Here is a 12,127-nt window from a genome sequence, read left to right on the forward strand (position 1 = left end):
TGCTCTCATACAGCTCTTTTTCATTTCCGGCGACGGCTTATTCCACGGTCACGGATTTCGCCAGGTTGCGCGGCTGATCCACGTCGGTGCCCTTGATGAGGGCAACGTGGTAGGAGAGCAGCTGCAACGGCACGGTATAGACGATCGGCGCGATCATCTCTTCCACGTGGTTCAGGCTCATCACCCGCATGGTCTCGTCGCTCTTGAAGCCGGCATCGGCATCGGCGAACACGTAGAGGATACCGCCACGGGCACGCACCTCTTCCACGTTGGACTTGAGCTTCTCCAGCAGATCGTTGTTCGGCGCCACGACGATGATGGGCATCTCGGCATCGATCAGCGCCAGCGGGCCGTGCTTGAGCTCACCGGCGGCATAGGCCTCGGCGTGGATGTAGGAGATCTCTTTGAGCTTCAGCGCCCCTTCCATGGCGATGGGGTACTGGCTGCCACGGCCTAGGAACAGGCTGTGGTGCTTGTCGGCAAACTCTTCGGCCAGGGCTTCGATATCCTTGGCCAGCGCCAGGCTCTCCTTGATGCGCAGCGGCAGGGCTTGCAGCGCCTTGACCAGCTCGGCCTCGGCGGCGGCACTCAGGTTACCGCGGCAGTGACCGACCGAGGCTACCAGCATCAGCAGACCGGCCAGCTGAGTGGTGAACGCCTTGGTGGAGGCCACCCCGATCTCGGCACCGGCCCGGGTCATAAAGGCCAGATCCGATTCACGCACCAGGGAGGAACCCGGCACGTTGCAGATGGCCAGCGAGCTCATGTAGCCGGACTCCTTGGCCAGTCGCAGGGCGGCCAGAGTGTCGGCGGTCTCGCCGCTCTGGGAGAGGGTCACCAGCAGGCTGTTGGGACGTACCACCGACTTGCGGTAGCGGAATTCGGAGGCGATCTCCACGTCGCAGGAGACGCCGGCGATCTCTTCAAACCAGTAGCGAGCCACCATGCCGGAGTTGTAGGAGGTGCCGCAGGCGACGATCTGGACGTGCTCGACCTTGTCGAAGATGGCGCGGGCGCCGTTGCCGAACGACTCGACCACCACGTGATCCGAACCCAGCCGACCTTCCAGGGTATTGGTGATGGCCTTGGGCTGCTCGTAGATCTCTTTCAGCATGTAGTGACGGTATTCACCCTTGTCACCGGCATCGTGGGAGAGCTCGGACTCCAGCTCCTCGCGCACCACGGCCTCGCCGTGGGTATCGAAGATGTGCACGTCGCGGCGGGTCACTTCGGCCACGTCACCCTCTTCCAGGAAGATGAAGCGACGGGTCACCGGCAGCAGTGCCATCTGGTCGGAGGCGATGAAGTTCTCGCCGATACCGCGACCGATCACCAGCGGGGAGCCGGAGCGGGCCACCACCACGCGGCTGTCGTCACGGCTGTCCATCACGACGGTGCCGTAGGCGCCGCGCAGCTGCTTCACCGCGACCTGCATGGCCGCCAGCAGGTTGGGGGCGGATTTCAGTTCGTGGTGCACCAGGTGGGCGATCACCTCGGTGTCGGTGTCGGAGCTGAACACATAGCCCAGTGCCTTGAGCTCTTCACGCAGCTCTTCGTGGTTTTCGATGATGCCGTTGTGCACCACCACGATATGCTCGGAGACGTGGGGGTGAGCGTTGCGCTCGGACGGCTCGCCATGGGTAGCCCAACGGGTGTGGGCAATGCCGGTCCCACCGTGGACGGACTGCTCTTCCAGCGCCTTGGCCAGCTCGGCCACCTTGCCCAGCCGACGCACCCGCTGCAGCGGCTGGTTGGCGCTGAACACGGCGACACCGGCCGAATCGTAGCCACGGTATTCCAGACGGCGCAGGCCCTCTACCAGGATTTCAGCCACATCACGTTGGGCGACGGCCCCGACGATGCCACACATACACTTCTCCTTGAGACGTAAGACGTTAATTCGGTTGGATAATGGTTTGTTCAGGTCAAACGGCCACGGGGGCGCAAATCAGCTGGATCCCCCTGGCCTGGATCTGTTCTCTGGCCGCACTGGCCAGCCCCTCGTCAGTCACCAGGGTATGGATGCCGGACCAGGGCAGTTCGAGATTGGGGATCTTGCGGCCGATCTTCTCCGACTCCACCATGACGATGACCTCCCGCGACACTTCGGCCATGACCCGGGAGAGGCCCACCAGCTCGTTGAAGGTAGTGGTACCGCGTTCAGGATCGATGCCATCGGCGCCGATGAACAGCTGGTCGAAGTCATAGGAGCGCAGCACCTGCTCCGCCACCTGCCCCTGGAAGGATTCGGAGTGGGGATCCCAGGTGCCACCGGTCATCAGCAGGGTGGGTTCGTTCTCCAGCTCGCGCAGGGCGCCGGCCACGTTGAGGGAGTTGGTCATCACGATGAGGCCGCGCTTGTTGCCCAGCATGGGGATCATGGCGCTGGTGGTGCTGCCGCTGTCGATGATGACGCGATTGTGATCACGGATCCGTTCGGCAGCCGCACGGGCAATCGCCAGCTTTCGTTTCGAAACTTGCTCGGGATTGCTCTCCACCACCATCTCGGAGGGCAGGGGAACGGCACCGCCGTAACGGCGCAGCAGCAGGCCACCGGTCTCCAGCACCGCCAGATCTTTGCGGATGGTCACTTCGGAGGTGGCGAAGTGTTTGGCCAGGGCATCGACGCTCACTTCACCCTGCTCCTGCACCAGGCTCACTATGGTGTGACGGCGCTGCTGAGTATTACGTTTGGTCATCTTTAAGTTTCGATTCGAAAGAATGGCGAAATATTAATACCTTTTTTGAAAAAATCAAACGGCAAATAGGATCCGATTTGGTTCGATGCCAGAATGGGGCAGCTGATTTGCGACGAGGATGCCATGCAAAAACGAACCATCTGGCTGGTGGAAGATGAAGCCAGCATCGCCGACACCCTGATTTACGCGCTGCAAACCGACGGTTTCGAGGTGGAGTGGTTTTCCCTCGGCCAACCGCTGCTGGCGCGACTGGAACAGACGCGCCCCGACTTTCTGATCCTGGATGTGGGGCTGCCGGACATCAGCGGTTTCGAATTGTGCAAACAGGTGCGGGCACTGTGCGATACCCCGCTGATGTTTCTCACCGCCCGCAGCGAGGAGATAGACCGGCTGATCGGACTGGAGATCGGGGCCGACGACTATGTGGCCAAGCCCTTCTCGCCACGGGAGGTGTGCGCCCGGGTACGGGTCATCCTGCGCCGCAGCCAGCCAACCACGCCCCCACCGAGCCAGTTGCTGGCGCTGGACGAGGAGCGGGCCCGCATCAGCTTTCACGGCCAGCCGCTGGCGCTCACCCGTTACGAATACCTGCTGCTCAAGACCCTGATGCAGGCGCCGGGCCGGGTCTACTCCCGCCAGCAGCTGATGGATCTGGTGTGGAGCGGGGCGGAGGAGAGTCTGGATCGCACCGTGGACACCCACATCAAGACCATCCGCGCCAAGCTGCGGGAGCGGGATCCCCACGCCAACCTGATCCTGACCCATCGCGGGCTCGGCTACAGCCTGGAGCTGGCATGAACAGAGGATGGCCTGACACCGGCCGGAGGACGCCATGAGGATCGGGCTGCAACTGCTGTGCGGGCTGGTGCTGATTTTCGCGCTGGCCGCCTGGTTCGTGCTGGAGATCTTCGTCGAGGAGATCAAACCCGGGGTGCGCAGCGCCACCGAAGATACCTTGGTGGACATGGCCCAGATGCTGGCACCGCTGGCGCTGGATGACCTGCAGGAAGGCAAGATGGCGGATGGCCGGCTGGCCAGCGCCTTCGCCCGCCTCAACCAGAGCCCCATCAACGCCCTGATCGACGGCCACCTCAAACAGCAGGCGGAGTACCGCATCTATGTGGTCGATCGCTGGGGCAAGGTGGTGTACGACTCGGACGGGGTGGATCTGGGAAAGGACTACTCGCGCTGGAACGATGTCTATCGCACCCTGCGCGGCGAATACGGCGCCCGCAGCACCCGCAGCGACCCCGACGATCCCGCCAGTTCGGTGATGCACGTGGCCGCACCGCTGCGGGAGGGGGACGATATCCTCGGCTCCCTCACCGTCGCCAAGCCCAACCGTACCCTGCTGCCCATGATAGAGCGCAGCGAACACCAGCTGTTGCAGGGGGCGGCGCTGCTGCTGTTCATCTCGCTGTTGATCGGCGCCCTGCTGGTATGGTGGCTCAACCGCGCCATCGGCAAGCTGGTGCACTACGCCGATGCGGTCAGCCAGGGTCAGCCCGCCAGCCTGCCGCGCCTCTACAGCCCGGAACTGGATCGGCTCGGCCGCTCCCTGGAAACCATGCGTCGCCAGCTGGACGGCAAGGCCTACATCGAAGCCTATGTGCACAGCCTGACCCACGAACTCAAGAGCCCGCTGGCCGCCATTCGCGGGGCAGGGGAGATCCTGGCCGAGGCGCCGCCACCCGAGGTGGCTACCCGTTTTATCGGCAACATCAATCTGGAGACGGCCCGCATGCAGCAGCTGATCGAACGGATGCTGCAGCTGGCCAAACTGGAGTCGGGGCAGGGGCTGGACAGGCAGGCCGTCGAGCCGGCCAGGCTGGGCAGACGGGTACTCGATGCCCGCCAGATCCTGGCCCAGCGCCGTCAGGTGACGCTGGTGGCCGAACTCGGCGAGGCCCAGAAACAGAAGTGGGACTCGCTGCTGGTGGAGCAGGCCCTCGGCAACCTGCTGGACAACGCCCTCGACTTCTCTCCCATCGGCGGCACCCTGGCACTGAGCGGGGCCATGGAGGAGGGAGGCTACTGCTTCCGGGTGCGGGATCAGGGGCCCGGCATTCCGGACTACGCCCTGCCGCGTATCTTCGAGCGCTTCTATTCGCTGCCCAGACCCGACAAGGGCAAGAGCAGCGGCCTCGGGCTCAGCTTCGCCACCGAGGTGGCCCGCCAGCACGGTGGCCGGCTGACCCTCGCCAACCAGCCTGACGGCGGGGTACTGGCCGAGCTCTGGTTACCGGCGGGCTGACACTTCACACTGGCCACATAAAGCGGCGCTATGCTGATGTTTTCCCAGCGAACTCTATGTGCTCAAGGAGACCCCATGTCCCGCCTTCTGTTATCCGGCCTGCTCGGCGCAGGCCTGCTGTTCTCGCTGCCGGCCAGCGCCGCCACCGGCTGCTTTCTCTATGCCGACGGCAACGGCCAGGCCCTCTCCAGCGAAGGGGATTGTTCAAGCCAGCTGCCACCCGCGTCCACCTTCAAGATCCCGCTGGCGCTGATGGGCTACGACAGCGGCTTTCTGGTGGACGAAGAGCACCCGGCACTGCCTTTCAAGCCGGGTTACGACGACTGGCTGCCCGCCTGGCGGGAAACAACCACCCCGCGCCGCTGGGAAACCTACTCGGTGGTCTGGTTCTCCCAGCAGATCACCGAATGGCTGGGGATGGAGCGCTTCCAGCAGTACGTCGACCGTTTTGACTACGGCAACCGGGATCTCTCCGGCAATCCTGGCAAGCACGACGGTCTGACCCAGGCCTGGCTCAGTTCCAGCCTTGCCATCAGTCCACAGGAGCAGGCCCGCTTCCTCGGCAAGATGGTGAGCGGCAAGCTGCCGGTGTCGGCGCAAACCCTGCAGTACACCGCCAACATCCTCAAGGTGAGCGAGAGCGACGGCTGGCAGATCCACGGCAAGACCGGCATGGGCTACCCGAAGAAGCTGGATGGCAGCCTCAACCGGGAGCAGCAGATCGGCTGGTTCGTCGGCTGGGCCAGCAAGCCGGGCAAACAGCTCATCTTCGTCCATACCGTGGTGCAGAAACCCGGCAAACAGTTCGCCTCGCTCAAGGCCAAGGAAGAGGTGCTGGCCGCCCTGCCGGCCAAACTGAAAACCCTGTGATACCCAGACCGGCGCCAGGCGCCGGTTTTTTTATCCCCCTTCACCCCCGCTTCACACAGCCCCATCTCCCCTTCACCCACGACCGTCACACTCGGCGCCATCAACAAGGAGACGTGTCATGGTCAAACAGATATTCAGCCACAAGATCTTTCTGCTGCTGTTGCTCAGCCTGCTGCTGATGGTGCCGGTGCAATCCATCATGGAGCTGAACCGGGAGCGCCAGGCCTATCGCAACCAGGCCATCCACAGCATCATGGCCAGCAGCAGCGGCCCGCAGCGACTGCTGGGGCCAGTCGTGGTGCAGCCTTATACCCGCACAGTCACGGTGGAGCAGGATGGCAAGCGCTTCGAGCGCAAACTGCAGCTCTACCGCTACCTGCTGCCAGAACAGCTGGATGTGCAGGCCAGCATGGAGGTGACCCCGCGCAAGCTCGGTATCTACCAGGCCCAGGTCTATCACACCCGGCTCTCCCTCTCCGGGCGACTGCCTGCCGAACTGAACGGTAAGACCCTGATCAGCGGCGAACCGGATCTGACCGTCGATGGCGCCGATCCCGCCCTGGTGGCGGGCAAACCCTATCTGAGCCTGGTGCTGTCCGATGCCCGCGGCATCAACCGGGTGCCTGAGCTGCAACTGGGGGAACAACGCATCCCGTTTGCTCCCGGCGCCCTGCTGGGTGACGGGCTGGCCGGTATCCATGCACCGCTTGCCACCCTGCCGGGAGCAGACGGCGCCTTTCACATCGAGCTGGATCTGCAGGGGATGAACCAGCTGGAAGTGGTGCCGCTCGGCCAGGACAGCAGGCTCAACCTCGCCAGCAACTGGCCCCACCCCAACTTCATCGGTGACTTTCTGCCGGGCAGCCGCACCCTTACCAGCAGTGGTTTCGAGGCCAGCTGGCAGAGCAGCTGGTTTGCCACCGACATGGAGAGCCGTTTCAACCGGATGATGAAGGGTGCCAGCGGCGATCTGCCTGCCTTCAGCGTCAGCCTGGTGCAGCCGGTGGATCACTACCAGCAGAACGAGCGGGCCGCCAAGTATGCGCTGCTGTTCATCGGCCTCACCTTCCTCAGCTTCTTCATGTTCGAGCTGCTCAAGGGGCTGCGGGTGCACCCGATCCAGTACGCGCTGGTGGGCATGGGGCTGGCCATCTTCTATCTGGTGCTGCTGGCCCTGACCGAACACCTCGGCTTTGCCTGGGCCTATCTGATTGCCACCCTGGCCAGCGTGGCCCTCAACGGCTTCTACCTCAGCCATGTGCTGGGCGGCCCCAGACAGGGGCTCGGCTTCGCGGCCCTGCTCGGGCTGGTCTACGCCATCCTGTTCGGTTTGCTGCAGGCCGAGGAGATAGCTCTGCTGCTCGGCGCCCTGCTGCTGTTCGCCATCCTGACGCTGGTCATGGTGCTGACCCGCAAGCTGGACTGGTATCGGGTGATGGGCAGCCAGTCTGAGACCTCAGCCAGGTAAGACACGACGGCCACCATGGAGAGCCTGCTCCATGCCTGTCGGCTCAGCCTTCCGTCAAAGCCTGACTAACGTGACATAAGCCCCAGTTGGTTCTTTTTAAAATCCCTCGAACCGACTGGGTCTTTACCGGAGAATTACTTAGCATGTACTCAATACCCCACACGCATAGGCAACAAGATGAAGATGCATCAGGGCAGGCTCCTGCTCTACTCGGGTTTGCTATGGGCTCACGGCGCTCTGGCAGGCACGCTCACCCTGAATCCGGAGCCGGTCAATGACCTGCTGAACAACCCGGGAGTCGGGCTCGAGGAGTTCCACGACAGCTGGGGCCAGACCCTGTCCCTGGAGCAGCACCCCACCACCACGGTCGACTACTTTCGTTTCTACTGGAGCGAGCTGGAGCCCGCAGAGGGCCAATACAACTTTGCCCTGATCGATGCCGCGATCGCGCAGGCACAGCACGAGACGCCCAGGCAGATGGTGGCACTCAGGGTCATGACGCTGGATGAACCCTTCTCGGGCAGCAAGATCCCGGGCTGGCTCATCGACAAGGGGATCCGGGGGGAGTGGGTCAATGATCACCAGACCTTCGTGCCCGACTATGGCGACCCCCTGTTCATCGAACGGAGCAAGCGGCTGTTTCAGGCGCTGGGGGCTCGTTACGATGGCAACCCGGCCCTGAGTCATATCGACATCGGCATGATAGGTTCATGGGGCGAATGGCACATGAGCAATTTCCCGGGCCCGACGCTGGAGCAACGCTACTCCAGCGCCCTGCTCAAGCAGTATGTGGATCTGCAGATGGCGGCCTTTGCCAAGACCCCCAGGCTGATGCTGATCAATCACCTTCCCATGTTCGAATACGCGGTGGGCAAAGGCGCCGGCTGGCGAGCGGACTGCCTTGGCGACTGGCATCACTTCTCCCAAAGCTGGAGCCACATGCGTGATGCCTACCCCGAGCGGCTGGCCAGTGCCCGGGCCCATGTCCCCGGTTTTGACACCAGCTGGCAGCGGGCACCGGTCAGTTTCGAGGTGTGCGGCAAGCTAAGCGAGTGGCCAAACCAGCAGCAATACAGCCAGGAGGATGTGCAGGCGACGTTTGACTGGGCACTGGCCCAGCACGTCTCCACCATCAACCTGAAATCGGATCCGGTCCCGGCCCAGTACCGAGCCATAGTCGACAATGCACTGCGCAAGATGGGCTATCGCATCGTCCTGGATCAGCTGGTGCTGAAGGGACCGCTACAGCCGGGAACAACCCTGACCCTGAATGGCAACTGGCACAACGAGGGGGTGGCGCCGGCCTACCAGAACTGGCCACTGGCCTACCGACTGGTCAATGACGAGGGCCAGGTCGGCGCCATGCTGGTGACGCGCAACGACATGACGCGCTGGATCCCGGGCCACGGCTTCACCACGCTGGACAGTCTGACACTGCCAGGCAGGATAGCTGCTGGCCGCTACTATCTGGAGCTGGCCTTCATCGGCCGAGACAAGCAACCCGCCTTGCAGCTGGGGATCGCCGGGCGAGAGGATAACGGCTGGTATCGGCTGACCGAGCTCGACATCCAGTGAACAAGCAGGCTCCCTCGGGAGCCTGTTTCATCACGACAGACTCTGCTTGAACAGGTCCCATATCCCGAACGAGAAGTCCTTGAAGATGTCGATGCCAAGGGCGGACTTGATGAGATAGAGCAGCAACACTGTGCCGCAGAGCCCAGTCAGCAGCAACAGGGTGGTCAGCAGCACCTTGAGCTGAAAGCGCAGACCACTCTCTCGCTGCGAGCGGCGACGATCCCTGCCCACCAGCACCACCAGATAGCAGCGCCAGTTGCCGAGCCCGAACGCGCTGTTGACGTTGATGGCATGAGACTTGCCGTTGCTCATCACCCGCAACGCCTGCTCGATCCCGCAGCGCTGGGTCTCGCTCAGGCTCTGGGCCACCTCGGGCGCCAGGGCCCGGTAGAAGCGATCCATGACGCCATGTCGTTCCTGCTGCTTATTCACCTTTGGCTCCTTCTGCCTTAGCCAGCGCCTTGCGATACACCGCCATGGTCTGACCGGCAATCCGCGGCCAATCATACAGCCTGAGATACTCGCTGTAGTCCACCGGTCCCAGCGTCAGCCGTGCCCGCAGCCGTTGCGCCAGCGCCGCCACATCGCCGGTGGAGAAATAGGCTGATGCCGGCAGTTTGACCGCCAGGTTGGCCGGAATGTCGCTCACCACCACCGGCAGGGAGAAGGACATGGCCTCCAGCAGGGCAATGGGCAAGCCCTCATGGTAGGAGGGCATGACAAACAGGGCGGCCTGGGAGAAGACGCTCACCAGCGCATTTCCGCTGAGAAAACCGGTTCTGATCACCCCCGGGGTCTCGTCTGCCAGCACCTTCAGGCGTTCGCTGTAAGGGGTCGGGTGATCGGCATCACCCACCAGCACCAGCACCAGCTCGGTATCCAGCTGGCGATAGGCGGCAATGAGATCGTGCAACCCCTTCTCTTCCACAAAGCGGCCAACCGCCACCAGATAGCCGCCGGGCGCCAGTCCGAAATGACCAAGGGTCATGCCGATCGCCTCCGGGCCCGGCAGCTCGGCCGGCCTCACCCCGTTGTAGATCAGATGGGCATCCTGGCGATCGTATTCGCGGCGGATCGCGTCGTTGATCACTTCCGAGATGACGATCACCTCGTTGGCATAACGCACCGCCCAGCGTTCGCCGAGCCGCAACACCCACTTGGCCAGTCGCCCCCACTTCTGCCGGTCATAATCCGGACCATGGTGGGTGAACACCACCTTCTTGCCGAGCAGCCGTAGCAGCGGCACGACCAGGCCGGGGCCGATGGCGTGAACATGCACCAGATCGCAGGGCTGACTGCGGCAGTAAAAGGCCGCGAGCAGAGAGTGAAGGATGGCCTCCAGCGATCGCCTCCTGGGGGCAGGCAATGCCTTGAGCGCCACACCTTCAAATTCCCCCTTGTCGTATTCCACATAGGGGGCACGCGCCAGCACGGTCGCGGCCAGCCCGAACTGGCGATGCAGTTCGGGGTAGAGTGCCTGGCAATGGGTCTCGACCCCACCCAGCACATGGGGTATGCCTCGGGTACCGAGTACGGTCACACTAGTCTGCTTCATGGTCTTCTCGAATGATTCTGGCGGGGTTGCCTGCGGCCACGGCCCGGGCCGGCACGGCGCGGGTAACGACGGCGCCCGCTCCAACTCTGGCATGGTCGCCTATGGTGATGGCACCGATGACGATGACGCCGGTGCCAAACTCGACCCCGTCGCCGATGACGGGGGAACCTGCCTGGCCGCTGTGTCGATCCGGCTTGTTGCCCAGGGTGCAGTTGTGACGCAGGGTACAGTCACGCCCCATGCGTACCGCGTCGTTGATGACGATATTCTGGGGATGATAGAGCCGCAGACCCCAGTCGATCCTGGCTCTGGGGGAGATATCCAGCCCGCACACCAGCTTGAATCCCTTGAGCAACAGCAGGCTCGGCAGGTAGGCCAGGTTGCGGTCCTGATAGTAGCTCTGCCCCAGGCGGTAACTGAGCAGAAACAGCCGGGCCGTCTTGCTCGGATTGAGGGCCAGTTCGGCCCTCAGCTCATGCCAGAAGCCCATGTTATTGCCCCTCCAGCAATGACTGATAGAGCGCCAGCAGGGCGTTTTGATGGCTGGCGAGGGAGTAGTGCGCGATCAACCGCTGGCGAGCCGATTGTCCCATCTGCACCGTCAGCGCCGGATCGGCCGTCAGCCGATCCATGCAGTGGGCCAGCGCATCGGCATTGCCGGGCTCGAACAGCAAGCCATCCTGGCCATCGCGGATCTGCTCCGGAATGCCGCCAATGCGAGCGCCGATCACCGGTTTGCCATAGGCCATGGCCTCCAGCACCGACATGGAGCAGTTCTCGTACCATTCCGATGGCACCACCACGGCCCTGGCGTGGCGCAGCAGATCGAGCAAGGCCTCCCCCTGCTTGAATCCCAACAGCTCGGCATCGGGGTAATGGCTCCTGAGGTGTTCGAACAGGGGCCCATCACCGACGATCTTGAGCCCGGCCCTGTGCTGCAGCTGCTGGTGGGCACGTGTCAGGGTCTCGACCCCCTTCTCCGTCATCAATCGACCGAGGAACAGGAAGTAGCCCTGATCCTCCCCACTCTCGCGGCTCTGTTCCACATCGACACCATTGAGGATCACTTCGATGCGAGCCCGGGGTAGCCGAGTGCGGATCATCTGCCCCATGAAGGCGCTCGGCGCGACGAAAGCATCGACACACTCATAGTTGCCGCGCCACTGCTGCCAGGCCGCCTCGGCGGAGAGCAGCAGGCTCTTGCCCCAGGATCCCTCCTGCCACTGGTGGCGAAACAGCTTGAGCCAGGAACCCTCGATCCGCTTGAGATCGAAGGCTGCCCCCTTCACCAGCATGCTGTAGTTTGGGCAGGCCACCTTGTAGTCGTGAGCCGTCAGCACAGTCTTGCAGCCAAGTTCTTTGGCCACCCGTATGATGCTCGGGGTGAGCTGATGGTAGATATTGTGAAAGTGGACTATGTCGGGCCGCTCGGCCCGGATCAGGGCGGCCAGCCGTTCACAGGCTTCCTGGTGGTGAATGAAGCGAGCGGCAATCTTCAATCGATCCAGCAACCCGTGGCGATCGTGATAGTCGACCTTGGTCGGGAAATAGTCGCTCTGGCACGAGGGCAGGTTGTCCGGGTGCTGCATGGCAAACTCGATCACCTGGTGACCCGCCTGACGCACCATCTCCCGCTCCTGAAAGAAAACCGTCTCGGCACCGCCCTTCATGAAAAAAAACTTGTTGGCAAACAAAACCTTCACTGT

11 protein-coding genes are annotated in these 12,127 nt (G+C 63.0%); 5 read left to right on the top strand and 6 right to left on the bottom strand.

The window, feature by feature from the left end:
- Window positions 1-37 precede the first annotated feature (37 nt).
- The gene (gene glmS, locus ACPW75_RS20495; protein ID WP_077096317.1) at window positions 38-1,870 is read right to left on the bottom strand and encodes a glutamine--fructose-6-phosphate transaminase (isomerizing); all 1,833 of its coding nucleotides are present in this window, start codon (window positions 1,868-1,870) and stop codon (window positions 38-40) included.
- Between the two features lie 55 nt (window positions 1,871-1,925).
- The gene (locus tag ACPW75_RS20500) at window positions 1,926-2,699 is read right to left on the bottom strand and encodes a DeoR/GlpR family DNA-binding transcription regulator (protein WP_017410463.1); all 774 of its coding nucleotides are present in this window, start codon (window positions 2,697-2,699) and stop codon (window positions 1,926-1,928) included.
- A 123-nt stretch (window positions 2,700-2,822) separates the two neighbouring features.
- On the opposite strand from ACPW75_RS20500, the gene blrA reads away from it, so the two are divergent.
- From blrA to ACPW75_RS20525, 5 genes are all read left to right on the top strand, one after another.
- Window positions 2,823-3,497, top strand: coding sequence for a beta-lactam response regulator transcription factor BlrA (blrA, locus tag ACPW75_RS20505; protein ID WP_077096349.1), 675 nt, complete (start codon window positions 2,823-2,825; stop codon window positions 3,495-3,497).
- Between the two features lie 34 nt (window positions 3,498-3,531).
- Window positions 3,532-4,953 carry a beta-lactam sensor histidine kinase BlrB gene (gene blrB, locus ACPW75_RS20510; protein WP_077096318.1) on the top strand — a complete coding sequence of 474 codons (1,422 nt, stop codon included), beginning with the start codon at window positions 3,532-3,534 and terminating at the stop codon, window positions 4,951-4,953.
- A gap of 75 nt (window positions 4,954-5,028) precedes the next feature.
- On the top strand, window positions 5,029-5,823 hold the full coding sequence (locus ACPW75_RS20515; RefSeq protein ID WP_077096319.1) for an OXA-12 family class D beta-lactamase AmpH/OXA-724: 795 nt from the start codon (window positions 5,029-5,031) through the stop codon (window positions 5,821-5,823).
- 118 nt (window positions 5,824-5,941) lie between these two features.
- Window positions 5,942-7,291, top strand: coding sequence for a cell envelope integrity protein CreD (gene creD, locus ACPW75_RS20520; protein ID WP_077096320.1), 1,350 nt, complete (start codon window positions 5,942-5,944; stop codon window positions 7,289-7,291).
- 177 nt (window positions 7,292-7,468) lie between these two features.
- Window positions 7,469-8,866 (top strand): DUF4832 domain-containing protein, encoded by a 1,398-nt coding sequence (locus ACPW75_RS20525; protein ID WP_197984392.1) that lies wholly within the window; start codon window positions 7,469-7,471, stop codon window positions 8,864-8,866.
- 30 nt (window positions 8,867-8,896) lie between these two features.
- Here the strand turns inward: ACPW75_RS20525 and ACPW75_RS20530 are convergent, their stop codons facing one another.
- From ACPW75_RS20530 to ACPW75_RS20545, 4 genes are read right to left on the bottom strand one after another with little or no spacing between them, the layout of a single operon-like run.
- Window positions 8,897-9,298, bottom strand: a complete 402-nt coding sequence (locus tag ACPW75_RS20530) for a hypothetical protein (protein WP_197984393.1) — start codon at window positions 9,296-9,298, stop codon at window positions 8,897-8,899.
- The gene (locus ACPW75_RS20535) at window positions 9,291-10,421 is read right to left on the bottom strand and encodes a glycosyltransferase family 4 protein (protein WP_077096323.1); all 1,131 of its coding nucleotides are present in this window, start codon (window positions 10,419-10,421) and stop codon (window positions 9,291-9,293) included. Before ACPW75_RS20535 ends, ACPW75_RS20530 begins: the two co-directional genes overlap by 8 nt.
- Window positions 10,408-10,911 (bottom strand): serine acetyltransferase, encoded by a 504-nt coding sequence (locus ACPW75_RS20540; RefSeq protein ID WP_077096324.1) that lies wholly within the window; start codon window positions 10,909-10,911, stop codon window positions 10,408-10,410. Before ACPW75_RS20540 ends, ACPW75_RS20535 begins: the two co-directional genes overlap by 14 nt.
- Window position 10,912: 1 nt before the next feature.
- Complete coding sequence (locus tag ACPW75_RS20545; RefSeq protein ID WP_077096325.1) at window positions 10,913-12,124, bottom strand: glycosyltransferase family 4 protein; 1,212 nt, start codon at window positions 12,122-12,124, stop codon at window positions 10,913-10,915.
- Window positions 12,125-12,127 lie beyond the last annotated feature (3 nt).

The organism is Aeromonas sp. FL131, from assembly GCF_049860615.1.
Taxonomy (GTDB): Bacteria; Pseudomonadota; Gammaproteobacteria; order Enterobacterales; family Aeromonadaceae; genus Aeromonas; species Aeromonas hydrophila.